Genomic DNA, 24,473 nt, shown 5'->3' on the forward strand with positions numbered 1-24,473 from the left:
ATGCTTAACCATCATTCAAACAAAATTCTACTGCTGTTATCAGCATTCCTATTGTTTTCTTGTAATAAACTGGTGGAGATTCCAGATCCTAAAAACAGTCTTACTACAGATAAGGTTTTTAATAACGATACACAGGCAATAGGTGCCATGGCAGGTATATTAACTCAAATGATCAATGCTGGTGCCAGTTCCTCTTTTGCCAATGGGCTGGTAAATCAAATTGCAATGGCTTCTGCAGATGAACTGAGTATCGTGGGCTCCGTTTTTGCAGTTAATAACTCCAGGGGTGAAGTAGCCAGGAATGCACTGACTGCAGAGAGCACCTCTACTAATAATATCTGGTCATCAGCATATCAGGCCATTTATGGTGCCAATGGGGTAATTGAAGGAATTGAGGCGTCAAAATCTGTTTTACTTCATGCACAAACCAGAACCCAGCTTACTGCTGAGGCTAAATTTATTCGTGCTTTTAGCTATTTCTACCTGGTAAATTGTTTTGGAGATGTACCATTAGTGTTGACGACCAACCTTGCTGAAAACTCCAACAAACCCAGAACAGCAGTCAACATCGTTTACCAGCAGATGGTTAAAGACCTTCTCGAGGCAATAAATGGATTGCCGGCAGATTATGCTACGGGTGGGGGAGAACGCATCCGGGCAAATAAATGGGCGGCTAAAGCATTATTGGCCAGGGTTTACCTGTACACGGGAGACCATGCGAATGCCATTCAGCAGGCTACGGATGTAATCGGACAAACTGGTCTTTACCAATTGGAAACGGCTGATCTGAACAATGTTTTCCTTAAAAACAGCCCGGAAACCATCTGGCAGCTTCAGCAAAATGTAAACAAAGATTTTACGGGCAATGCGGTGCCGGAAGCCATTTCCTTACTTCCTTCTCCGTTACATACCGGGCCAGCCGGAGATCTTTCTTCCAGTTTGCTTAAGGCATTTGAGCCAGGAGATCGCCGTAAAGCGGCCTGGGTAGACAGCACGGATTTCGCTCAAGGCGGACAGACCTATCATTCGCGATTTGTATATAAATATAAAACAGGATTTCATAACCTGGCAATAGGTAGTGCTGCGGCCGAATATTACATGGTTTTAAGGCTTGCAGAGATGTACCTTATCCGCGGAGAAGCCTTTGCGCTAAGCGGACAACTCTCTGCCGGTATTAATGATCTCAATATTTTACGCCTGCGGGCCGGAATACTACCCTTGTCAAAAAGCTTAACCAGAGATCAAACCCTTGCAGCTATTGCAAAGGAAAGGCAAACAGAGCTTTTTGGAGAATGGGGCCACCGATGGTTTGACTTAAAGCGAACTGGAAAAGCAGAGCAGGTACTTTCGGCCATTTCAGCTAAGCAACCCTGGCGTGGCAATTACCAGTTGTTATATCCAATTCCGAAAACGGAGCTGCAAAGAGATCATTTTCTGACTCAAAACCCTAATTATTAGATCCAGACCTACTATTAAATATTGAACATGATGAAGAACCTGATTTTCCTGTATATTTTTGCCGGGCTTTTTTTCTCCGCAATTATTTCCTGTAAAAAGGATGTTCAGCCACAAACGTTAACAGCCCTTACAATTATCAATGCCCTGCAGGGTGGTGATTTTCTGGCTGCTAACTTTAATGAACAACGCCCGGCCGCCGGATTGGGAGTTCCAATGTGGATTAAATACCGTATTTACTCACCTAATAACCATCTATCGCTTCCTTCTAAAGAGCAGCCTGTTCTGATTTATAAGATTCCAGACACTAACGCAAATGATAAGCCCATTTATAAAATGTCGCTTAACCTCAGCCCCAATGAGGCCTCCACCTTGTTTTTATTTGGAACACTTTCGCAGCCTGAAATGCTTTTAGTGAATAAAAAGCCCCCTTTCCATGCGCTAACGGATAGTGTTATGGGTTTGCGCCTGATTAATCTTTCTCCGGATAAAAGGCCCGTGAGCGTAAAAATCTCAGGTAACGGAACAGATAAAACCATAAATAACCTGGGCTACAAGCAAGTTACCGATTACCTGAGTGTAAATGCAACCTCGGCAACTACTGATGTGTTAATCGAATTTTATGATCAGGCATCAGGCTCCCTGTTAACCAGATATACTTTAAAAGATGTTGGTAGTACAAATGCAGAGGTAAATAAATGGCGATACCGAAACTATACAATGGTGTGGTTGCCCAACGATGCTCAGGGAAACCTCGCCGATGACCCATTTATGGTCTATGATTTTTAATTCTTAAAAGCTGTTACAGCTGTTTCTCGAATAAATACCTAACACACATTTAAAATATGGAACCAATTGTTCGTATTACCGGACTATCGCATCGCTATAGTACCAGCTGGGCTATCCGCGACATTAATATTGAAATCCCCAGGATCGGGATACTGGGTTTGCTGGGCTCTAACGGCGCCGGCAAATCTACAACGATGAACATTCTGTGCGGGGTATTGAGCCCAACAATGGGGGAGGTAACCATTAATGGGATCGACCTGAGAAAGGAGCCTGAACGTGCCAAACAGGAGATCGGCTTTTTACCGCAAACTCCGCCCTTATATATGGATCTTACGGTGGATGAATATTTGATGCATTGCGCCATCCTGCGTTCGGTAGAACACTCGAAGCTAAAACCGGCTTTGGAAGAGGTTAAAGAGCGTTGCGGATTGAGCCATATTAATAAACGCCTGATCAAAAATTTATCAGGAGGCTATAAGCAGCGTGTGGGAATTGCCCAGGCCATTATCCATAAACCCAAACTGGTCGTTTTTGATGAACCGACTAATGGTTTGGATCCTAACCAGATCCTGGAAGTACGTGCATTAATCAAAGATATTGCTACCGACCGGGCCGTGATACTTTCTACCCATATCTTAACCGAAGTGCAGTACTTGTGCCGGGACATTGTGATGATTGAAAGCGGAAGGATCGTTTTTGCAGATACCATGGAAGCCTTTGACAATTATATTGCGCCGCACAGCATGTTGGTTGTAATGGAGAATGCGCCCCCGGCAGAAGCCTTTCAGGCCATTGAGGGCATTACCAGAGTGGAATACCTGACTGAAAAACAGCTGAGAATCTATTTCAACGGAGACAAAGGAATTGCTGAAACCCTCGTATTGGAAAGTGCAAGACGAAACTGGCGATTACGTGAATTGAATATGGAAAAGAATTCATTAGATGAAACCTTCGCCCAGTTATCCAGGATCTCTAACTAAGCATCACTTTATAGAATGAAAAAAATCATACAAATAGCAAGGCTGGAACTTAGCCTGCTATTTTATTCGCCTATTGCCTGGCTGCTGATCATTGTATTCTTTATTCAAATGACACATGCATTTATACCTGGAATAGCATCAATGCAGTATCTGCAGCAACTTATTGGAGATAATGGCTTTTTAACGAGCCGGCTGTTTACCACTGCTACAGGAACAACCCTGGGCATCCTTTACACCATCCTTGGCAGTTTATATTTATATACGCCATTAATCACCATGGGACTCATCAGCAGGGAGATCAGTAGTGGGAGCATTAAACTTTTATATTCTTCTCCGGTAAAAATCCGGGAGATCATTTATGGAAAGTTTTTGGCCATGCTTATCTACAATCTGGTGATCATACTGTTGGTATCAGGGCTTTTCTTCATCGTGGGGGCCACGGTGGTCGATCATTTCGACTATCCGCATGTATTGGTAGCCATGTTATCCTGCTTTTTGCTTTTAAGTGCCTACACAGCGGTTGGGATTTTTATGTCCAGTCTCACCAGTTATCAGATCGTTGCAGCTCTGGGCACTTTTGGTGTACTGGCCTTTATGAGCTACATCGGAGGTTTCGGGCAAGGCATAGACTTTGTCCGCGATTTGACCAATAGCCTTTCCATGCCCAGCCGGGCCGAGCGTATGGTATCGGGATTGCTGAACAGCAGAGATGTAATTTATTATGTCGTGATCTCCGGAATTTTTTTATCATTTACCATTGCAAGATTAGAACTACTGCGCGCTTCAAGGTCTGTTTTTTACCAGACCAGCAGATACTTTGCGATTATTGTAATAGGGCTTGCGGTTGCTTATTTAAGTTCACGCCAGGCGGTAATCGTGTATTATGATGCCACTGAAACTAAGGTTAATACCATTGTAAAGCCCGTGCAGGATGTTTTAAAGAAAATGGGAGATGAGCCGGTAGAAGTGACAGCCTATATTAACGGACTGCACCAAAGTTATCATATCGGTGCTCCGGTTCAACGGCTTTATGGCATTGCCAAATGGGAGCCTTATCTGCGTTTTAAAGGAAATATCAATCTGCACTGGGTCTACTATTATGATGTTCTCGACCCACAGTTTTACGCTGCTAATCCCGGAAAAAGTATAAAAGCCCTCTTTAAAGAAGTAGCGAAATCAGGAGATATGGATACCAGCCGCTTTTTAAGCCCCGCGCAAATCCGTAAGCAGGTTGACCTTCGCGGGGAAGGCGACCGGATGGTGATGCAATTGAAATACAAAGGTAAATCAACCTTTTTACGAACTTTTGATGATGGTGACGGCTGGCCAGAGGAGGCAGGAATTGCAGCTGCTTTGAAACGCCTGGTGGTAACACCACCTAAGGTTGTTTTTGCAACGGATGTCTACCAGCGTAGGGTGGATAAAATTGGCGACCGCGATTATCAATTGCTTTTTAATAATAAGCTCGCCAAAACCTCACTCATTAATATGGGTTTCGATATTGACAGTGTTTCTTTGGAGCATGGCATAATCCCGAAAGATATCGCTGTATTGGTAATTGGTGATCCACGGGCTGCATTAAGTCCGGCAGCGCTCACCAATCTGCGTAGTTATATTCAAATGGGTGGTAATGTATTCATTGCCGGTGAACCCGGCAAACAGGCCGTTGTAGCCCCGTTGTTGGATTCGCTGGGCGTTGAAATGCTCAGTGGAACCCTGGTACAGCGTAGCAGGGATTATTCTTATGGCCTGGTTACCCCACGGCTAACCTCCGCAGCAGTTCTAATGTCGCCAGCCCTTAAAAAACCTTTTGAAGAAAAAGCAGCGGTTTCTATGTCCGGTGCTGCAGCTTTAAAGGATAAACATGAGGGTGTTTTTAAGGTTGAGCCAATTTTAATGACCGATGCCAACACAAGCTGGATCAAAAGAGGATCATTTGTACTGGATTCTGCTGCACTGGTCTTTGATAAAAAGACGGGCGATGAGCAGGGTGCTTTTGCAACTGCACTGCTGCTAAGCCGCAAAATTAATCACAAAGAACAGCGGATCATGGTTTCAGGCGATGCCGATTTTTTTAGTAATAGGGAACTAACCAGGGGAAATCTGGAAACGGCAAATTCCTCCGTTGCGATCAGCATATTCAGCTGGTTTTCCAATGCAGAATTTCCGATAGATATGAGCCGCCCCGCTCCTAAGGATACACATCTGAAACTGAACAAAGCGGGGGTGAAAACTTTAAAAGTCATGTATTATGCGGTCATCCCCGGTGCAATCATTTTGCTTGGCATGGTGCTTTTGATCCGCAGAAAACGAAAATAATTATGAGCTTTATAACCGATAAACAAACAATCGATGATCTGAACGTTTTCTCCAAATCGGGGAGTGATTCAATCTACCATATTTTCAACAAGACCTTCACGCAGGGTGGTGCGGCCCTGCTGGAGGAAATGTTCCGCAACCCAATTTCTGATCATCAGGTCATTAATGAGCGTGTTGCGATATTGCGGTATTTTCAGGAAAGTCAAACGGCCTTCCCCTTACAGGGTAACCGTTTTGAAGAAGCTGAAAGATATCTTTCAAATACCGACCCGAGAAGCCGCCTTTCTAACCAGGGTTTTAGTATGGCTGATTTTAATGCAGCCGGACAAAGTGTAACGGCGCTGATGGAAATCCTTCAGGGATTGAAAAAGTTTATGCTGGAAATCGGGTCTAAAGTGAAGGATAATCCTTATGGCACACAGGTTTCTGCTGTTTTAGGCCTGTTAAATGCCAAAGAACTGGAGCTGATTTTTAAGGATCATGGCAAAGGAAAAATTTCATCCGGCAGGATTGTGGAGTATGATAATATCCTGCGTTTCCAGCAGCGTGGCTTACTCGAGAAGATTTTGCAGCAGATTTATTTTCTGGATGTATGTATTTCTATTGCCCGCGTGTCCACTGAACGCGGATTTATTTTCGCCAAAGCGCTACCGCGTGATGAGAATCGTCTTCGATTGAAGGGCGTTTATCACCCGCTCCTTAGCCATGCAATTCCTAATACTTTAGAGATGAATCCTGACGGAAATATTGTATTCCTCACGGGAGCAAATATGGCGGGTAAATCTACCTTTATGAAGTCGCTCGGAATCTCGGTTTACCTCGCCCATCTTGGTTTTCCTATCGCCGCTGAAGAAATGGAATTCTCGGTATGCGATGGCATGTACACTACAATTAACCTTCCAGATAACCTGGCCATGGGTGCCAGTCACTTTTATGCCGAAGTATTGCGGGTAAAAAAAGTTGCCATAGAACTTGGTGCAGGAAAAAACTTGTTTGTCATCTTCGATGAATTATTCCGTGGTACCAATGTCAAGGATGCTTACGAAGGTACGATTGCCATTATGGAAGCTTTTTCGGCTAAACCACACTCCTTATTTGTGGTTTCTACGCATATCATGGAAGCTGGAAAGGTTTTAAAGGAACGGTGCCCGAATATGAGTTTTCGGTATCTCCCAACACGTATGGAGCAGGGCAAACCTGTATACACCTATACATTGAGCGAAGGGATTACCGATGACCGCCATGGGATGATCATTGTGAATAATGAAGGGGTACTGGAACTAATTAACGATAAAACTGGGGTAAAGCCTCAATATCAGCATTTTAAGGCCGATAAGCAAACTATAGAAGACCTGAACCTGCAAGGCAAGTTTAAGCAACAATCCATTTACAGCCTGTTTAACCATTTGCAAACCCGCGGCGGAGAGAAAGTATTGGATGGCATGTTTCGCGAACCATTAAATGACGCTAATCAAATAAACAACAGGAGTGCTTTATTTGCTTTTTTTCAGCAAAATAGCCTGATTTTTCCCGTAATCCGCTCACAGGTAGAATCGATGGAAGATTACCTGGCTGGTGGTGCCGGTGCAGCCTTACCGAGGGTGGCCTGGGGCATCTTTACCAAAAAATTCAGGCAGGTGCTTTTTCACAATGCCGAACTGCTCCAGTTACAGGCAGGACAATCGGTAACCATTGAAGTGTTGCAGGCTTTTCGCGACTTCTTTTCAGCATTAAAGGATAAACCTGATGTAGGCATTTATCAAAAAGATCTTGATGTTGCATGGGGAATATTGCAGGACTCCAGGCTTCAAAGTGTTCTGGATATGCCTGAAGGGCAGCCTTCGCTGAGCCAGTTGATTCATAATGATTACACTATCCGGCATGCGATGATGCGGGAGATGGAAATGCTGTTGAAGCTCATTTATGAGTTGGATGTATATATGGGCGTGGCAGCGATAGCCCGCGAAGAAGCCTTTGTGTATGCCAGGGCATTGCCCGCTGAACAGATGCTCCTGGATATGGAAGGTTTTCGCCACCCTGGATTAAGAAAAGGGATAAGCAATAACCTGCACCTTACCAGTGAGCGTAACGTACTGTTTTTAACCGGCGCTAATATGGCCGGAAAATCGACTTTTATGAAATCAATGGGGATTGCGGTTTACCTGGCACACATGGGCTTTCCGGTGGCGGCGAAACGGATGGAGTTTTCGGTTAAGGATGGTTTATTCTCCTCTATCAATGTTTCAGATAATCTGGATATGGGCTACAGTCATTTTTATGCAGAGGTACTCCGCACTAAAACAGTAGCCAAAGCGGTTAGCGAATCTCTGGACCTGTATGTTCTGTTTGATGAATTGTTTAAAGGAACAAATGTAAAAGATGCCTATGATGCTACCCTTGCAGTAACGCAGGCCTTTGCAGAAAACAGGAATAGTTTCTTTGTGGTTTCTACACATATTATTGAAGTGGGTGAAGCTTTAAGAAAAGCCTGCAACAACCTGCAGTTCTCTTACCTTCCTACTGTGATGAGAGATGGTGTACCAACATATCCGTATACACTGACTACGGGAATTACCACCGATCGCCAGGGAATGATCATTATTGAAAATGAAAAGATTATAGAGATCATTAAAAATCAGCAACATGTTAGTTAAAAATAATTTTTTCAGGTTTCTGTTTATAGCTGCGCTTTGCATTCCTTTGGCGTGCAAAACCCAAATGGTTACGCAGCCTTTGCTGGTCGATCCGCAAGTTAGAACAGGTAAACTGGCCAATGGATTTACATATTATATCCGTAAAAATAAAACGCCTGAAAACCGGGTAACCATGTACCTCGCTGTAAAGGCAGGATCCATCCTGGAGACTGATCAGCAGAGGGGAGTGGCACATTTTGTAGAGCACATGAGCTTTAACGGAACCAAACACTTTCCTAAAAAGGAATTGACCAATTACCTGGAGAAATCCGGTGTACGTTTTGGTGCAGACATTAACGCCAATACAGGCTTTGATGAAACGGTTTATCAGCTTCCCTTACCTTCCGACAACCCTGAATTGCTAGCCAATGGTTTACAGATTATGCGCGACTGGGCACAGGAAGCCAATATTGGTGCTGCAGATGTAGAACGTGAACGTCATGTAATTCTCGAAGAGAAACGCTATCGCGATGGACTTGCACAGCGCTACCAGCAAAAGGCTATCCCTTTTTATACCAACGGATCCCGTTATGGTAACCGTTTGCCAATCGGTACCGAAGAGGTATTACTAAAAGTCTCTCCTGAAGAGATCCGTAGTTTTTATAAAGATTGGTACCGTCCTGATTTGCAGGCTATTCTGGTGGTCGGAGACATCGACCCTGATCAGATGGAAAAAAATATTAAAGCAAAGTTTTCTGATTTGAAAAAACCTGCAAATGAGAAAGTAAGGACGGTTTACCAGTCTAAACTGACAGGCAAAGGCCAATATATGCAATTTCTTGACCCGGAAATGGCGGGTATAGCTGTGGAGATTATGATGAAAGAGTATCCTGATAAGCTTACTACAACTACCGACTTCCGGACCGTTCTTTTAAAAAGTCTATTTGGTCAGCTCGTAAACAACCGGTTTAGAGGACTGCCACTTGCAGGTTTTTCACCACTATCAGGTGGATTGAGTTCTTTTTCAGTGGCTGTAACCACTAAGCCAGCCGAAACTGAACAAGCATTAAAAAGCGTTTGGCTGGAACTACGGAAAATGCAGGAACAGGGCTTTACGATTAAAGAACTGGACAGGGTGAAAAAGAGCTATCTCCAAAAGATGACAGATGCGCTGCGGGAGAAAGATAAAACAGCATCAGAGGTGCTTATTAAATCTTACCTGCAGCATTTTCTGACGGGTAATATCCCACAGGGGATCAAAGAAGAATACCGGTTAACGACAGAATTGCTTCCTGACATTACCCTGGAAGAGATCAATGGTTTGCCGGATACCTACCTTAAGTCTAAAGACCGTGATATTATAGTGAAGGGGTCAGAACACAATAAAGGATTTTTACCCGATGCTGCTACTGTGAATCGCTGGATAGAAAGCGTTTATACGCAAAGTTTGCCTGATGCTGAAGAAGATGTACAAGATTTGCCTTTATTGAAGGTTGAGCCTTCTCCGGGAAAGATCACATCTAGTGAAGAAATTAAGGCTGTGGGTATTCAAAGGCTAACCCTGAGCAACGGAATGACTATTCTATTGAAAAAGACGGGATTTCAAAATGATCAGATTCTGTTTAAAGGTATTTCTGCTGGTGGGGCCAGTTTATATGCTGATGCAGATTACCTGAGCGCCATCAATGCGGCGAAGCTAACGGCAGCTGCAGGGGCAGGGAATTATGATGCGCAACAACTTAACAAGTTCCTTGCGGGCAAAAAAGTGCAAGTCAGCCCTTTTATTGTTGATGAATATCAGGGGTTTAACGGTAGTACGACCCCGCAGGATCTGCAAACCAGTTTAGAACTTCTTCATGCTTATTTTACCGAACCCCGAAAAGATGTAGAAGCTTTTACCACATTGATAGAAAGGACCAGGGAGGAGATGGCTACCACCGGAAATAATCGCACTAAAGTGTTTATGGATACGGTAAACCTGGTTTTAGGAAACTCCCATATCCGTAAAAGGCCACAGCATGCTGATCAGCTGAGCCAGATTAAACCAGACCGGACCTTTGAAATCTATCAGGAGCGTTTTGCTGATGCCTCCGGTTTCACTTTCCTTTTTGTCGGTAATCTTGATGAGTTGACTATCAGGCCATTGCTTGAAAAATACCTGGGCGCTTTACCAGCTAAAAACCTGCATGAAACTGCACGTGATGTTGGTATTCATATTCCGGCAGGTCAGATTTCTAAAACAGTGTACTTAGGCAATGAACAAAAATCAACTGTGTTTTTGACCTATTCAGGTGATTTTGATTATAATTTTCAGAATACCATTAACATGAATGCGGTGGCTGATGCCTTAAATATCAGCCTGACACAGCGGCTGAGGGATCAGCAGGGCGGAACTTATACGCCAAATGTGCAGATCAATATGTCTAAATATCTAAAAAGCAGGTTCAGCCTGATTATTAGTTTTGACTGTGCCCCGGAAAATGTAGAAAAACTAATTTCCTCCGCAAGAGAAGAGGTGAAAGCGATGAGGACTTCAGGGCCTTCAGCAGAAAACCTGCAAAAGTTTAAGGCTGCCCGAAGGGTTGGTTTGCAGACTGGCTCAACTAATAATGATTTCTGGCTGGATTACCTGGCCTCACAGGTCATGAATAAAGAGCCTTTAGATCAGCTCTATAATTACAATGCTGCCCTAAATGAGGTTACCATAAAAACGGTTCAGCAGGCGGCAGTAAAATATATTCGGGAAAAGAACTATGTGAGACTTGTGCTGATGCCGGAAAAAAAATAACTTTTTAATAGATATGAAGAAAATTATACAAATAGCCAGGCTGGAGCTTAGCCTGCTATTTTATTCACCAATTGCCTGGCTGCTACTAATCATCCTGTTTGTACAGGTCAGTTTGAGTTTTACAGGTGCTATGCCCAATTTGGAACGCGCTAAAAGTATACCTTTTTTAACAAGCATATTGTTTACTGATGATCAAAAAATTGGTGTCATTGCCCGTATTCTCGATAGCTTATATTTGTATATCCCATTGATTACCATGGGAATTATCAGTAGGGAAATCAGCAGCGGAAGCATCAAGTTGCTCTATTCTTCTCCGGTCAAACTCAGTTATGTAGTCTATGGTAAATTTGCCGCCATGTTAATCTACAATCTGATCATCATCGGTGTTTTATCCCTCTTTGTTCTTGGTGTAGCTTTCATGATTCCACACTTTGATTATCCCCATATTCTGGTGGCATTATTGGCGACCTATCTGCTGATTAATGCCTATGCGGCGATTGGGATTTTTGTGTCCGCTTTAACCTCCTACCAGGCGGTGGCCGCCATCAGTACTTTCGTAGTGCTCGCGTTTATGAACTATATCGGTACAGTTGGTCAGGATATGGATTTTATACGCGACCTGACTTTTAGTTTGTCTATGCCGAGCCGTGCAGAACGGATTATGTCTGGCCTGTTAAATACCCGCGATGTTATTTATTATCTGGCCATTACTGCGATGTTTCTGGCTTTTACCATCACCAAATTGGAAATGGAAAGGGTTTTAAAATCCACTTTACAGCAGATAGCACGTTATGCGCTGATTGTGGTGATTTGTTTAAGTGTAACTTATATCACATCCCGGCAACCAATGATTGGTTACTATGATGCAACCGCTACTAAAGTGAATACGCTGACTAAAACCAGTCAGGAACTCCTGAAACGAATGGGCGATGAACCCATTGAAATGACCGAATATGTTAATGGAATAGAAGATTCTTACAACAGGGCAACACCCAGCGAGCGTATTGCAGACATCGCCCGCTGGGAACCATATTTAAGGTTTAAACCCAATATCAATCTGAAATGGGTTTATTATTACGACAGTGTTCCTGGCCTAACTAAAAACTTAATTGAATATAAAAGCACCTTTAATAAGTATGTGGTGTTCATGTCGGGGGTTAACCAATTGGACCTTAGTAATTTTCTGAGTCCTAAGGAAATTCACAAGCAAATCAACCTGTATGACGAAGGTTCACGCACGGTGATGCAGTTGAAATATAAAGGCAAGGCAACCTTTTTACGTACCTTTCCTTTTGAACAAAATATGTGGCCTAAAGAAGCGGAGACCGGAGCGGCTTTAAAACGATTGATGATGACACCTCCAAAAATCATTTTTGCTACGGACGGTTATCAGCGGAGCATGGACAAACTTGGGGACCGTGATTATAAAAAGCTGCTCAACGAGAAAACGACCAGGGGTTCACTGATCAATCATGGTTTTGATCTGGACAGCGTTTCTATAGAAAAGGGAGAAATCCCCAAAAACATATCAGCCCTGGTAATTGCCGATCCAAAGGTTGCTTTCAGCGCAAATGCACTAAGCAAACTTCGTAAGTATATTGCTGAAGGCGGTAACCTGATGGTTGCCGGAGAACCGGGTAAGCAAAATGTGGTTAATCCTTTGCTGGAAGTATTAGGCGTAAAAATGCTTAACGGGACCTTACTTCAGCGTAGCCGGGATTATTCTTATGGCCTGGTTACTCCATTAGTATCCGCCGGGGCGGTTGCAATGTCACCTTTTTTACAACCTTTTTATGCTTACCAATCCGTTGTTTCCATGCCTGATGCAGCAGCTTTGGATTACGATCCCAAAGGTACTTTCGATGTTCATCCCATCTTAATGACAGATCCCAAAACAAGCTGGTTAAAAAAAGGTAAGTTTACGTTAGATTCTGTAGCGTTGACTGTAGAGCCGCGGAACGGGGATCAACAAGGGGCGTTTCCAACGGCATTGATGTTAACCCGGAAACAGAACAATAAAGATCAACGGATTCTGGTATCTGGCGATGCTGACTTTTTCAGTAATATGGAATTGGCCAGAGCAAATATGCGTACCGCCAATTCAAGCCTTGCAGTAAATATTTTTAGCTGGTTTGCCTACGGAGAATTTCCCATAGATGTAACACGCCCGGAACCTAAAGACAACACCATCAAACTCAGTAAAACACGTGTTAAAGTTATACAGGTTGTATATTACGGTCTGATACCGGGACTCATGTTTCTTACGGGGGCCATATTATTAATCCGTAGAAAGCGCAAATAATCTCTTTCTTACTGCCTGCCTTCACATAAAAATCAGGGCAGGCTGGCAAGTAAAAGAGTTTTTTTAAATTTAACCGCTTTTACAAAATTTGCCGTTAACCATAATATGAAAGATGACTTTATCAATTCGCTGGCTGAATTATTAACAGATTCTGATGGGAAGCTGCTTTACGATATAAAACCTTTGTATGCTATATCAAGGCTGATCACCCTAGAGGCAAATGAAATATATATATCCAAAGGAGATTTGGGGAAGCGGCTGGCTTTTATTGAAAAAGGAGTGATGCGTGCCTATACCCACAAGGAAAATGCAGATGAGGTGACTTTGTTTCTTAGATGGGAAGGACAGTTTATTGCCTCACATGATACCATCCTTCATCACAGGCCTTCACGCTTTATCTATCGGGCACTTGAGCCATCGATATTAATGGAAATTGATTATGATCAATTAGAAGGTATGCTCAAATTATATCCCGATCTGGAGCCACTTAGAAATTTTTTCCTGATGCGCATGTTGTCCGAAACCTTGCAGGTCATGGAGTCTTTTGTTTTGCAATCTCCGGAGGAACGTTACCGGGAGCTGGTTACGGAGCGTGCTCAGCTGGTAAACCGGGTAGCAGATAAATACATCGCTTCCATGCTTGGCATCACACCCGTATCGCTAAGCCGCATCCGTAAACGCATGCATCAAAAGGGTAGAAGCTGATGGAAATTATCTTTTGTTAAGATTCGAAATTATCTTTTGTTAACTTCCTGAACCATCCGGCTTAGTTAGCTTTGTTCTATAATTTAAAATTTATGGAAACGATTATAGTAACTTTTTTCAGAATATTCAGTCTGTCAGCCGTTCGATATTTTCTAATTGCAGGGATTCCCTTTTTCCTCTTTTACCGGTTGCTGGCTCCGAGGCTATCCCAATCTAAAATTCAGGCACGCCTGGCCTCAAAGAAAGATTTTGTCCGTGAAATTTGGCACTCCATGCAAAGCACGCTTGTTTTTACGGTTATTGTTGTCGTAATTCTTTTAACCCCTTTGCGTAAATACACGCTTCTATATGATAACCTTAGCGATTATCCCCTTTGGTACATCCCGGTAAGCCTGGTAATCAGTTTGGTCATCCACGACACCTATTTTTACTGGATGCACCGTTTACTGCATCATAAAATACTGTTTAAAACGGTACATCTTGTTCATCACAAGAGTACAAATCCATCTCCTTGGGCTTCGTACAGTTTTCACCTTTTGGAAGCTATTCCTGAAGGCCTGGTGCTATTGCTGATTGTTTTTTTAATTCCTATGCATCAGATCAGCATCTTTCTTTTCGTTGTTACTGGTTTCACGATCAATGTGTACGGCCATCTTGGATATGAGTTGGCTCCAAGATGGTTTCGCGGCACTGTACTGTTTCAGGTCTTCAACACTTCCGTACATCATAACTTACACCATAGCAAGTTTAAAGGGAATTATGGTTTGTATTTTAGAATCTGGGACAGAATAATGGGCACGGAACATCCTGATTATGTAGGTGATTATGATCGTATACAGCATCAGCGTTTTGGAATTCATTCCGCAGCAGAACAAAGTAAGGCTCAGCAGATTTTTACCAAATAAAAATTTTTGATCATCTTCGGGTTAATTTTATATGTTTTAGATTTTTATTTCTTAATGTGTTGTATACCCTGCGCTGGCTTCAAAACGGCTATAGTTATGTTTTTTCTAATGGGATATCCTTCATACTTAACAAAAGGTTGCAATGCAAAAGATCCAGGCAACAGAAATTGCCTGGACTGTGGTTACTCAATCATTAGGATCAGGTCCCTGAGCGATGTCCTGATGATTAATATTAAAATCCCCTCTTATCATTTTTGACACTATGCCCGGCTCACCGCCGATATCAGCAAGAAGAACACCACCGATATGCAGAACGATGAAGGAAAGCATATAATAAAGAGATTTTACATGGATGGCCTCCATGATTTCCTTTGCTTCCTTCGGACCATTTACCACCATAAAACCGGTAAAGAGTGAAGTAGCAAAAAGAGCATAAAAAATGATGTAAAGCCAGGACTTGAACTTATCTTTGGGCGATGTCTGTTTTAAAAAAGGATTTTTGAAAGCAATTCCCTGAATAAAAGTAATGCCCATCCGAATCAAATATAAGCCTATAAGAACATATCCTGCAAGGATATGATAGCTCCACATCGGCCCGCGGATTTCTTTCCCGATCGCAGCGGCATCAGCTTTTGAAAGCTGAATTCCTTTTTTCTGGAGCGTCTCCTTCAATATCTCTCCCATAGCATCCTTGTTCATCCACCCAAGCCTTAAAAAAACAGTTAAAAGTAGGAAAATTATGGCAAAGGCAATGGCCCAGTGTATTACACGGCTGGCCAGATTAAATCTTTTTTCTATCATAACAGGTTATAAATCATAAGGTTCAACGTGAATGAGTGCGTCTTTGATATGCAGTTCTGATGCCAGAAGCTCATCTTTGACCTGATGGGCGACCGAATGGGCGTGGAACACATTAATATTGCCATCCACCTCGATATGCATATCTACGTAATAATCAAGGCCCATTTTTCTTACAAAACACTTCTCCACTCTTTTTACTTCCACATGCAGAGAAGCAATATGACTGATTGCTGAAACGAGTTCATCAGAAGGCGCCTTATCCATGATCTCTTCAAAGGCCGGGCGGATGATCTTAAAAGCATTATAGATGATAAAAAGGCAGGCGATCAGTGCTGCCCAGTCATCAAGACCTTCATAACCCTTTCCCAGGAAAATGGCTAAAGAAATTCCTATGAATGCAGCAATTGAAGTGATCGCATCACTCCTATGGTGATAGGCATCTGCAATCACCGCCTGGCTGCCTAATCTTTTGCCAATAGAATATACGTAGCGAAAGAGGATCTCTTTTGTCAAAACAACAATTGCAAGTACAATAAGGGTATATTTCCTGGGAATATCATGCGGCGTGCGAATGAATTCGACCGAATGGTAGCCGATCCAGCCTGCAGCTGCAAGCAGAAAAAATCCGATAAGGATGGCTGCCACCGGTTCAGCCTTACCATGTCCGTATGGATGGCCCTTATCAGCTGGCCGCTGTGCATATTTAAGTGCAATCCAGAGCAGCCCTGAACTGATTACATCTGCACCAGACTCTGTGGCATCGGCAATAAGTGCATAGGACTGGCCCAGGTGGCCAGAGATACCTTTGACAAAAATCAGGACAATACTGATGATAATGCCCAACTGGGTGGTGCGGATAGCCTCCGCAGATGAGCTTCTTTTTAAAGGCTCCATAGAAATTTAAGATAAATTACAAAACAGAAATACACGCAAATGTATATCTGAGCTTAGTACCAGATTGATAAACGATTAACTGAATAGCGTGTAGCCAGGTTTCGGTGGCCTGAACAGTTTGATCGATGTGGCAAAAGCGAGAGCATCATCATAGAGAAAACTTAATACAGGATGTACACCTGATGCTGCCAAAGGCAGAGTTACTTTAACAATATGCTGGAAAAGCGTTTGATGATGGCCTTGAAAAATCTTTTTGAATGGCAGTTTCATATCCCTGTCGGCATCATTATCCCTGATATCCTTCCCAAGATAGTGCATGGAAATAAAGTCTGCAAAGCTAATCTTATTGTTCAGGGCACGGTGTTCGAGAAAATGGATAGCGATATATGGTGCCTTTAGTAATTCCATCGTTCCCGGATTACTAAAAGAATAAAGAAAGACCATCAGGTATATCCAAACATTTCTCACCTGGCAAAAATAACCATTTTTATCCGGAGATAAACTACCAAAAATTCGATCAGGTAATTCCTCTTAAATAAAAAACATTTAGCGGTCTTGCCTGAGCTCCTGAATTTACCTGGTAAATGCCTTGTCGGTTAAAAAAGAGAAGCGTTTAAGCGTTGATAAAATAATCCTACGTTACCCGGTTTGGGATCCCATTTCTGAATTTTTAATTGCCAAGTTTATAGGTTAAACCTAAAAAACGGTTGCTATCGTTACTAACTAATATTTGATCATCCGGACAGGCTTCCAAAATAAGTGGAGATCAGTTTTCTGTTCACATTGGCCGTATTGATGCCTGAAAATTCATCTTTTTCAAAGATCTTACTCACCGCTTTTATCAGATTCTCCCTGATACGCCATCTTACTTTCAGATGTTTTTATTAATGATTTATATTACCATGATGTCTATTGTTTACTATATAATATCCACTGCAGGGTACTCCTAATTTACCTTTTCAATATGAAAATTTATAGTGAATATGATGAATAAAATTTAATTAGTTATGCACGATAGCTATGCAAAATTATGCTAAGCAAAGCCTTCAAGTGGTAAACATATGTGCTATAAAATTGGCTAAATTAACCATTTACAAAAAAATGCAATGGTTAATTTTATATGACTTAAATGTTTATCTAACCAAAAAATCACATGAAAAAAAAACTATTTAGTGTATTTGCATTGGCGCTTGTAATGGCAAGTTGCTCAAAAAATGAGACAGATATGTCGGATAAAAATGTCAATTTGAACGCGGACTCTTCAAAAAAGGCAACAGTAGAAGGCACCGCATCTATTGATGCATCAACCGTACAACAAACTATTAAAGGCTTTGGCGGGGCAAATATTGTTGCCTGGACGGGAGATTTAACCAGCGCACAAAGAACCACTGCTTTCTCGCCAACAAATGGTATAGGTTTAAGTATCGTGCGGGTAAGGGTGCCCAATTCCAGTTCAGAATTCGCCGCTGAAAAAGCAACTATTGATGCCTGTAAATCATTCGGCGGATCGGCTATTGCATCGGCATGGTCTGCACCCGCTTCTATGAAAACAAATAACAGCATTGTAGGTGGTAAAATTAATACCGCCTCTTATGGTGCTTATGCCGCACATTTAAGTGCTTTTAATAGTGCCGTTGGAGGTCTCGCAGCGATCAGTCCTACCAATGAGCCAGATTACAAGGTAAATTATGAATCAATGGAACTGACGGCGTCAGAAGTGGCTGATTTTGTAGCCGCACAAGGTAACAATTGTGGTGCCCCCATTATGGCACCAGAACCTTTTCAGATGAATCAGACCTACATCAATACCTACCTCAGTAATGCCACAGCAAAATCTAAAACCAGTTTTGTTTGCGGGCACATCTATGGCAAAACGCCTTACAACTTAGGGAATGTGGGTAAACCGGTTTGGATGACAGAACATTATACCAATTCCAGCATCAGCGGTGATGACTGGGCAAATGCCATGAATGCTGCCAAAGAAATCCACGATTGTATGAATGCCGGCTGGAGTGCTTATGTGTGGTGGTACATCAGAAGAAGCTACGGTCCGATGAGTGAAAGTGGCAATATCCAGAAAGTAGGTTATGTGATGGCGCATTATGCCCGCTATGTACGCCCTGGGTACAGCAAAATATCCTGTACTTCCAATCCTACCCCTGGGGTTTACGTAACCGCATACAAAAGCGGATCTAAACTGGTTATTGTAATCGTAAACCAAAATAACGCCGTAACCTATCAGGCATTTGGTTACAGTGGCATCAGCGTAAGTGGATTTAACCGTTACTTCACCACCAGTACAACCAATCTGGGCACCAACAGCTTGGCTGTTGCAGGGGGAAGCTTCGGGATTAACCTCGCAGCTTCAAGCGTAACCACCCTGGTATCTTATTAATGTAAATTCGATACTGGTTCTATTACATTTTGCAGCCCTCACTGGCGCAAGTTTTGGTGCATAAGGCAACGGGCCGGATGAATGTGCATTTACGATAGTTAAATAGTAAATTTTCTATTTAAGGTAATTTGTTAATTTAACGAAAGCACATCCCGGCTCTTTTGAGGCTTGACGCTAAGACTTGCGTTAGGTGAGGTTAGCTTTGCGAAATTTGTACGAACGATACCCGTGTGTTCCATGTCATTAGGTTAAGCCATTGGCACAAGGGAAATAATTTAACCACAGATAAGAAGGATGCACACAGATATAAAATCCGTGTTTATATGCGCGCATCTGTGGTTAAAAACCTTAACTTAATGATACTGGGCCTTTGCGAGGCAGCGGGGGGTAATATAACGGCTCAAATGCTACAGCAGCTCAATAGGTATGAAAGCATTATTGAAAACAGCGTAGGATTGACTGACCAGGCAATATAACGGTAACTCATCCTAAAGCTGCAACGATATCCGGGGCTGTAATTCCTGCCACTATACCACCAAATATACAAAAACCAGCCAGGATAAACATTGGAATGGCGGCAACCATATCGTACATTGGCCTGCTTTCTCTAACCTGGATAAAGTATTCGTTGTAATTAAACAGCTCTGCTGGAAATAACCCCGCAACTACTTTTTCAAAGGAAGAAACACTTGATCCTCCTACAATATTTAAACAATAGCTGCCGATATCCGCTCGGAAACGGTTCATTTCCATTCGCCCGGTGTCGAAGCCATTGAGACGTGGACTGAAAATGGATCTTGGTAAAGAGATATTTTCACCTGAGGATACCTTGCTTAATTTCAATTGAAACTTATCTACCGGGGTGCGCCTAAATAATTTCCCTTTTTGCCATATCGCATAGATTCCCGGCCTGCTGATCTCAAAAGTGACTTCCTTTTGGGTAAAAGGAATCTCAACGATCATTTCTCCATTAAAAATACCTTTGAGCATTAGGATCGCTTTAACAAGGATAAATACCCCAATGGGTACCAGACAAAAAAATAAAACCCTGATTATGGTTAAGCTCATTTTATTAAATTATTTAAGGCATGCTGGACTTCTTGCTATCCTGCAAATATATCGCCAATAAAATCATGAATTTGAAAGAGGTATCATTGAGGCTGAAGCCCGGCAAAACTAATGGTTACCACAGGTTTTAAGTAGAACGTATTTTCCATTTCAAAATATTATGATACTATCATCAGGATATATTCTAAATAACTGATATGGGCAAAGGTAAAGCATTCGAAAAGCATTGTCAACGAGGTGCCTATATGTAAGTGAGTTACCAAAAAGTCAGTTTTCTGGAAATAAGTAGGTCTATTTTAATATAACCTTTATTTTCCGCAATTGACTGGTCTATCCAATAATTCGCCATGTGCAAGTTTAAATTCAATGGAGCGATTGAGTTTTTCTTCATCTTTACCGCTCCGGGGATTGAACTCGTTACCATAAACAGAGAGCGTTAGTTTATGCGCTTTTTTTAATGCGGCTTTAAATACTGTCAATTTATCATCGCCTTTTGCAAATGGATCACCAAAATTTTTGCCATCCAGAAGAAATTGAATTCTATTGCCATTTTTAGCGTTTGAGCTAATGTAATCTATACCGCCGTAATTACCATCTCCATAGCTATCACTATATTCGATAAGAAAACCGGGCTTCCCCTTTTCTGTACAATTAAGCCACAAGCTCATCTCATAGTCTTTATTAGAATAGTTGAATAGGCGGTCGGCATCTTTTTTAAAACGCAAAATAAACCAGCCATCCTTAGGTAATGATTTTTTCCAGGATGAAAGTTGCTTTTCTGACAATGTTTCGGGTACCTGTAAAATATGGTCGTTTGTTTGGGCTTGTAAAGCATACATGCTGATCGTTAGCAGTAATGTTAAAATTCCTTTGCTAAATCTGGTTAAAATCATAAGGTCAATTTTTGTAAAAGTAAACTAATCAAATAGGTTAGGACTATTATAAACAAAAAACAATTTCCTTTGCAGACTTTGCTTTTTCTACGAGTAGGTCAAACTGCCCAAATAGTTGGTCGGGATGAGCTTCAAGTTTTTTAAAACTATGATCGCAATAACCACGCCAGTCAAAATGTGTGTGCCATAAATCAAATCAGGCATATTCAGGGTCATTCGAAGTTAGATCCTGAACAGTTCCTGTTTTTTACCCAAAGGCTTTTATAATAAAGTCTAAGTTCCTAAGGTTTTAGCCTGCTCATATTGCTGGATCTCAGCTTTATTTGTGAAATAGTTTTTCCAGCCCATACACATCGTTTTTTGTCAATAAGTCAAGTATTTCATTCTGCATATTAATGATTTCTGTTGTAGCGTTGTTTTGCTCAATGAAATGGTCAAGTACGCTAAATCTGTTTTTCAGTGTTTCCATTAAATGGTTATCACTAAAATTAGTGTTCAATAGTTTACGTTTAGCTTCCTGGAAAATTACCCTCCCTTCTTTTAAGGTCATATCATTTGGCCCACTGTCTTCATTTTCTTCAAGGTCATCAATGCCATCGTCTTCCCAAAAACATATCCCACAAATATCAAATGAATCTCTTTCTTCCAATGTTAAATAACCACAAACAGGGCAGGAGTTTTTTAAAATGTCTGCACTATTTACATCCACTCTCTGCTTACCAATTTTCAGTGGGAAGTTCTTTTGAAAAAAGTTTCTCCGTTCTTTAAAATTGTCGGTATAATTTTCCTGTTCTTCCATTTGTGGGGTGTCTTTTAAGCTGATTGTTAATGTTTTTTGGTTTGGCGATGTGACGGATTTAAGGTAATAATTAATTAAGATTTTTTCAAAGAGATTAGATATTCATTTTAATGAAAGTACATTATGATGGTTGCAGCAGGCCTTGGATGCTAAAAGAATTACCTTGGTAGGTGAGCCGTACAGACAAAATATTTGAGCTGTAGGAGAAAGTTTTGGACGTTTCGAATGTTGATCTTTGTTTCATGAACAACATCGAAAAAATTCAGTTGGGTCAAAATGGCCCGCTCGTGTCTAAACTTGGTTTAGGCTGTATGCGCATGTCTTCAATTTGGGGCGGTTCTACACCCGATGAAACAGAAAGCATTGCTACGATCCATGAAGCCTTAGATCGTGGCATTAATTTTTTGAATACAGGAGATTTCTATGGCGCTGGTCATAACGAAATGTTAATTGGAAAAGCCATTAAAGATAGGCGTGATGATGCCTTTATCAGTGTGAAATTCGGAGCCATTTTTCACAATGGTGAGTGGCTGGGATTGGATTTAAGGCCCATCGCAATCAAAAATTTTATCAATTATTCGCTCACCCGTTTGGGGATTGAAACCATCGACCTGTACCAGCCTAGCCGAATGGATGGGAGTGTACCGGTAGAAGACATCATCGGAACCGTTGCCGACCTGGTTAAAGAGGGGAAAGTGCGCCACATTGGTGTTTCTGAAATTACGGCTGAGCAGCTTCGCAAGGCAAACGATGTTTATCCCATCAGTGCGCTCGAAATCGGTTATTCATTGGCCGACCGTCAAATAGAAAATGATTTGTTGCCTGCAGCAAAAGAATTGGGCATTGCCGTAGTGGCCTTTGCCAATACCGCTGAAGGCTTATTAACCGGTGAAATGAAAGCACCACTTGCAGAAAATGATTATCATAATCATTTCTCCCGTTTTCAGGGTGAAAACCTGGTTTATAACCTCGAAAAAGTAGAAGTATTGAAACAATTGGCCGACAACAAAGGCTGTACACCTACACAGCTTGCTATTGCCTGGGTAAAGGAGCAGGGCGACAATATTATGCCTTTAGTTAGCATGAGCCGCAGATCGCGCCTGCCCGAAAATATTAAAGCGCTCGATATTGTATTTACACCGCAGGAAATGAATACTTTAAATACTACATTTGCAGTAGGTGCCATACGTGGCGGAACTTATTTACAACGTTAAATGACGAGTCCAGCAGAAATTCTCCCCGGTGTAATTTTTTATTCTTACCTCTCTGCCGAGCGGAAAGAGAAAGTGTGCTTTTGGAACCACCATACCCTGGTATTACAGGTTTCGGGGCAGTTCACCTTACAAACCGTTGGACAAAGTATTTCGATGACCGGAGGAGAACTGATGTTGATTGGCAAAAACCAGCTGGGAACGCTCACCAAAACACCGCTGCCCGGAGGAAACTATGAAACCGTCGTCATATCCCTGCAGGAAGACCTTTTACGAAAGATCGTGTTAGAGGAAAAACTCGAAGCAGACCGTAAATATACTGGTCCGCCAAACATTTTAATTCCGTCGAACGAATTCTTGCAGGGCTATTTTCAGTCTATTATCCCTTATGCCCGAAGCTCGGGTGCCACCATGACCGATGAAATGGGTATTTTGAAAGTGAAAGAAGGAATTAAACTGCTATTACTTGCCCTGCCGGCACTGCGTAACTTTTTATTCGACTTTTCAGAACCGCATAAAATAGACCTGGAAAAGTTTATGCTGAGCAACTTTCATTTTAATGTGCCGATCGAAAAATTCGCTCAGCTTACCGGTCGCAGCCTGGCTGGTTTCAAACGCGATTTTATGAAGACATTCGGTGCGCCACCCCGCCAATGGCTGCAGGATAAACGCCTAAGGGAAGCCAAACACCTCATCGAAAGCAAACATCAGAAACCTTCTGCCATTTACCTCGACCTGGGCTTTGAAAGTCTGTCGCACTTCTCGCATTCTTTTAAAAAGAAGTTCGGCATGGCACCTACTGCATTAAATTCGTAAGGTATAATTATGAAGACATGCTGCGGCTGTTATTTTATGATAAATTAACGAGAGTTATGGGGCATAATTAAAATATACCAGACTTTCTGGCCAACCAGGAATATGCGCAAAGGCCAGCATAAAGATTTACTAAAGTACTGATTGGACTGTCTTGTTATTCAATATCGCATACCGTTTTTAGAATATCATTTACCGATTCTATGAGTCTTCTTTTGTTAAGGAGCATTTTATGTTCCATTTTCAAGAGTTTATTTTTCATGTTCTTTTTCAGCTTGTTATTAGTAATAATCCCTTATTCATCAAACTTTCTGATGCTTTTGCATTAATAAACCCTTTGTCTGCAAAAGCGTAGCCTTTGAGTTTTCCAAAGAATTTAACCATGGTATCAAGGTTGTTGTCGGCAACATTCCCAGGGGTAAAAAAAGCATTCATGATCTCTCCAAAGGCATTGATAATCAGGAACAATTTAAGCCCATAGGAAAATAAATCATGTTTTCCTTTAAACACGAAATAAAGATCATGCAAACCCGTCAACGATTTAACTGGTGTTTTTATACTTCTCCAAATGTCACCCTCACCTTCTTATAATATTCACTACGCCTAATAATGGGCCATTTATAGCATCTCTACGTACTTCGATCTGACCTCCATAAAGCGCAGCTACTAAAACCTCCAAAGCATTTGCCCCTTTTGAAAAATCCACATTTCTTACTTTGATAT

At 41.9% G+C, this 24,473-nt stretch carries 19 protein-coding genes and 1 pseudogene; 12 read left to right on the plus strand and 8 right to left on the minus strand.

Features of this window, described 5'->3' with window-relative positions; translation table 11 throughout:
* The 9 genes from FFJ24_RS00360 (at window position 1) to FFJ24_RS00400 (ending at window position 14,876) form a co-directional block, all read left to right on the plus strand.
* Window positions 1–1,458, plus strand: a complete 1,458-nt coding sequence (locus FFJ24_RS00360) for a RagB/SusD family nutrient uptake outer membrane protein (RefSeq protein WP_168202346.1) — start codon at window positions 1–3, stop codon at window positions 1,456–1,458.
* Window positions 1,459–1,485: 27 nt separating this feature from the next.
* Entirely contained in the window at window positions 1,486–2,244 is a 759-nt protein-coding gene (locus FFJ24_RS00365; RefSeq protein ID WP_138820193.1) for a DUF4397 domain-containing protein, read from the plus strand.
* Between the two features lie 56 nt (window positions 2,245–2,300).
* Entirely contained in the window at window positions 2,301–3,224 is a 924-nt protein-coding gene (locus FFJ24_RS00370) for an ABC transporter ATP-binding protein (protein WP_138820195.1), read from the plus strand.
* Between the two features lie 15 nt (window positions 3,225–3,239).
* The gene (locus FFJ24_RS00375; RefSeq protein ID WP_138820197.1) at window positions 3,240–5,543 is read left to right on the plus strand and encodes a Gldg family protein; all 2,304 of its coding nucleotides are present in this window, start codon (window positions 3,240–3,242) and stop codon (window positions 5,541–5,543) included.
* Between the two features lie 2 nt (window positions 5,544–5,545).
* Complete coding sequence (locus tag FFJ24_RS26410; RefSeq protein ID WP_246862708.1) at window positions 5,546–8,197, plus strand: hypothetical protein; 2,652 nt, start codon at window positions 5,546–5,548, stop codon at window positions 8,195–8,197.
* Entirely contained in the window at window positions 8,187–10,964 is a 2,778-nt protein-coding gene (locus tag FFJ24_RS00385) for a pitrilysin family protein (RefSeq protein WP_138820199.1), read from the plus strand. The genes FFJ24_RS26410 and FFJ24_RS00385 overlap by 11 nt, the downstream gene beginning before the upstream one ends.
* 13 nt (window positions 10,965–10,977) lie before the next feature.
* The gene (locus FFJ24_RS00390) at window positions 10,978–13,266 is read left to right on the plus strand and encodes a Gldg family protein (RefSeq protein ID WP_138820201.1); all 2,289 of its coding nucleotides are present in this window, start codon (window positions 10,978–10,980) and stop codon (window positions 13,264–13,266) included.
* Between the two features lie 105 nt (window positions 13,267–13,371).
* A complete protein-coding gene (locus FFJ24_RS00395; RefSeq protein WP_138820203.1) occupies window positions 13,372–13,971 on the plus strand; it encodes a Crp/Fnr family transcriptional regulator in 600 nt (199 codons plus the stop codon).
* A gap of 92 nt (window positions 13,972–14,063) precedes the next feature.
* Entirely contained in the window at window positions 14,064–14,876 is an 813-nt protein-coding gene (locus FFJ24_RS00400; RefSeq protein ID WP_138820204.1) for a sterol desaturase family protein, read from the plus strand.
* A gap of 186 nt (window positions 14,877–15,062) precedes the next feature.
* Here the strand turns inward: FFJ24_RS00400 and FFJ24_RS00405 are convergent, their stop codons facing one another.
* The 3 genes from FFJ24_RS00405 to FFJ24_RS00415 all read right to left on the minus strand — a co-directional run bounded on the left by FFJ24_RS00405 (window position 15,063) and on the right by FFJ24_RS00415 (window position 16,979).
* Complete coding sequence (locus FFJ24_RS00405; protein ID WP_138820206.1) at window positions 15,063–15,677, minus strand: cytochrome b/b6 domain-containing protein; 615 nt, start codon at window positions 15,675–15,677, stop codon at window positions 15,063–15,065.
* Between the two features lie 6 nt (window positions 15,678–15,683).
* Window positions 15,684–16,571, minus strand: coding sequence for a cation diffusion facilitator family transporter (locus tag FFJ24_RS00410; protein ID WP_138820208.1), 888 nt, complete (start codon window positions 16,569–16,571; stop codon window positions 15,684–15,686).
* A 75-nt stretch (window positions 16,572–16,646) separates the two neighbouring features.
* Window positions 16,647–16,979 (minus strand): hypothetical protein, encoded by a 333-nt coding sequence (locus tag FFJ24_RS00415; RefSeq protein ID WP_138820210.1) that lies wholly within the window; start codon window positions 16,977–16,979, stop codon window positions 16,647–16,649.
* A gap of 745 nt (window positions 16,980–17,724) precedes the next feature.
* On the opposite strand from FFJ24_RS00415, the gene FFJ24_RS00420 reads away from it, so the two are divergent.
* Window positions 17,725–18,966: a xylanase gene (locus FFJ24_RS00420; protein ID WP_138820212.1), complete on the plus strand. Its 1,242-nt coding sequence runs from the start codon at window positions 17,725–17,727 to the stop codon at window positions 18,964–18,966.
* Between the two features lie 483 nt (window positions 18,967–19,449).
* Here FFJ24_RS00420 and FFJ24_RS00425 read toward each other — a convergent pair whose 3' ends face one another.
* The 3 genes from FFJ24_RS00425 to FFJ24_RS00435 form a co-directional block, all read right to left on the minus strand.
* On the minus strand, window positions 19,450–20,034 hold the full coding sequence (locus tag FFJ24_RS00425; RefSeq protein WP_138820214.1) for a hypothetical protein: 585 nt from the start codon (window positions 20,032–20,034) through the stop codon (window positions 19,450–19,452).
* Between the two features lie 308 nt (window positions 20,035–20,342).
* A complete protein-coding gene (locus tag FFJ24_RS00430) occupies window positions 20,343–20,927 on the minus strand; it encodes a hypothetical protein (protein ID WP_138820215.1) in 585 nt (194 codons plus the stop codon).
* A gap of 319 nt (window positions 20,928–21,246) precedes the next feature.
* Window positions 21,247–21,726, minus strand: coding sequence for a CPCC family cysteine-rich protein (locus FFJ24_RS00435; RefSeq protein ID WP_138820217.1), 480 nt, complete (start codon window positions 21,724–21,726; stop codon window positions 21,247–21,249).
* A gap of 242 nt (window positions 21,727–21,968) precedes the next feature.
* Between FFJ24_RS00435 and FFJ24_RS00440 the strand changes: the two genes are divergently transcribed.
* Window positions 21,969–22,940 carry an aldo/keto reductase gene (locus FFJ24_RS00440; protein WP_138820219.1) on the plus strand — a complete coding sequence of 324 codons (972 nt, stop codon included), beginning with the start codon at window positions 21,969–21,971 and terminating at the stop codon, window positions 22,938–22,940.
* Entirely contained in the window at window positions 22,941–23,753 is an 813-nt protein-coding gene (locus tag FFJ24_RS00445; RefSeq protein WP_138820221.1) for an AraC family transcriptional regulator, read from the plus strand.
* A 154-nt stretch (window positions 23,754–23,907) separates the two neighbouring features.
* On the opposite strand, the pseudogene FFJ24_RS26710 reads toward FFJ24_RS00445, so the two are convergent.
* Window positions 23,908–24,185 (minus strand): annotated as a pseudogene (locus FFJ24_RS26710) (transposase).
* Between the two features lie 142 nt (window positions 24,186–24,327).
* On the minus strand, window positions 24,328–24,456 hold the full coding sequence (locus FFJ24_RS26610) for a hypothetical protein (protein WP_256377598.1): 129 nt from the start codon (window positions 24,454–24,456) through the stop codon (window positions 24,328–24,330).
* Window positions 24,457–24,473 lie beyond the last annotated feature (17 nt).

Source organism: Pedobacter sp. KBS0701, assembly GCF_005938645.2.
Taxonomy (GTDB): Bacteria; Bacteroidota; Bacteroidia; order Sphingobacteriales; family Sphingobacteriaceae; genus Pedobacter.

Bases quoted from the DNA above. Each gene is read 5' to 3' on its own strand.
- FFJ24_RS00370 (WP_138820195.1), top strand. From the start codon at position 2,301: ATGGAACCAATTGTTCGTATTACCGGACTATCGCATCGCTATAGTACC.
- FFJ24_RS00375 (WP_138820197.1), top strand. From the start codon at position 3,240: ATGAAAAAAATCATACAAATAGCAAGGCTGGAACTTAGCCTGCTATTT.
- FFJ24_RS00400 (WP_138820204.1), top strand. From the start codon at position 14,064: ATGGAAACGATTATAGTAACTTTTTTCAGAATATTCAGTCTGTCAGCC.
- FFJ24_RS00425 (WP_138820214.1), bottom strand. From the start codon at position 20,034: ATGAGCTTAACCATAATCAGGGTTTTATTTTTTTGTCTGGTACCCATT.
- FFJ24_RS00405 (WP_138820206.1), bottom strand. From the start codon at position 15,677: ATGATAGAAAAAAGATTTAATCTGGCCAGCCGTGTAATACACTGGGCC.
- FFJ24_RS00360 (WP_168202346.1), top strand. From the start codon at position 1: ATGCTTAACCATCATTCAAACAAAATTCTACTGCTGTTATCAGCATTC.
- FFJ24_RS00385 (WP_138820199.1), top strand. From the start codon at position 8,187: ATGTTAGTTAAAAATAATTTTTTCAGGTTTCTGTTTATAGCTGCGCTT.
- FFJ24_RS00410 (WP_138820208.1), bottom strand. From the start codon at position 16,571: ATGGAGCCTTTAAAAAGAAGCTCATCTGCGGAGGCTATCCGCACCACC.
- FFJ24_RS00395 (WP_138820203.1), top strand. From the start codon at position 13,372: ATGAAAGATGACTTTATCAATTCGCTGGCTGAATTATTAACAGATTCT.
- FFJ24_RS00440 (WP_138820219.1), top strand. From the start codon at position 21,969: ATGAACAACATCGAAAAAATTCAGTTGGGTCAAAATGGCCCGCTCGTG.
- FFJ24_RS00445 (WP_138820221.1), top strand. From the start codon at position 22,941: ATGACGAGTCCAGCAGAAATTCTCCCCGGTGTAATTTTTTATTCTTAC.
- FFJ24_RS26410 (WP_246862708.1), top strand. From the start codon at position 5,546: ATGAGCTTTATAACCGATAAACAAACAATCGATGATCTGAACGTTTTC.
- FFJ24_RS00435 (WP_138820217.1), bottom strand. From the start codon at position 21,726: ATGGAAGAACAGGAAAATTATACCGACAATTTTAAAGAACGGAGAAAC.
- FFJ24_RS00365 (WP_138820193.1), top strand. From the start codon at position 1,486: ATGATGAAGAACCTGATTTTCCTGTATATTTTTGCCGGGCTTTTTTTC.
- FFJ24_RS00430 (WP_138820215.1), bottom strand. From the start codon at position 20,927: ATGATTTTAACCAGATTTAGCAAAGGAATTTTAACATTACTGCTAACG.
- FFJ24_RS00420 (WP_138820212.1), top strand. From the start codon at position 17,725: ATGAAAAAAAAACTATTTAGTGTATTTGCATTGGCGCTTGTAATGGCA.
- FFJ24_RS00415 (WP_138820210.1), bottom strand. From the start codon at position 16,979: ATGGAATTACTAAAGGCACCATATATCGCTATCCATTTTCTCGAACAC.
- FFJ24_RS00390 (WP_138820201.1), top strand. From the start codon at position 10,978: ATGAAGAAAATTATACAAATAGCCAGGCTGGAGCTTAGCCTGCTATTT.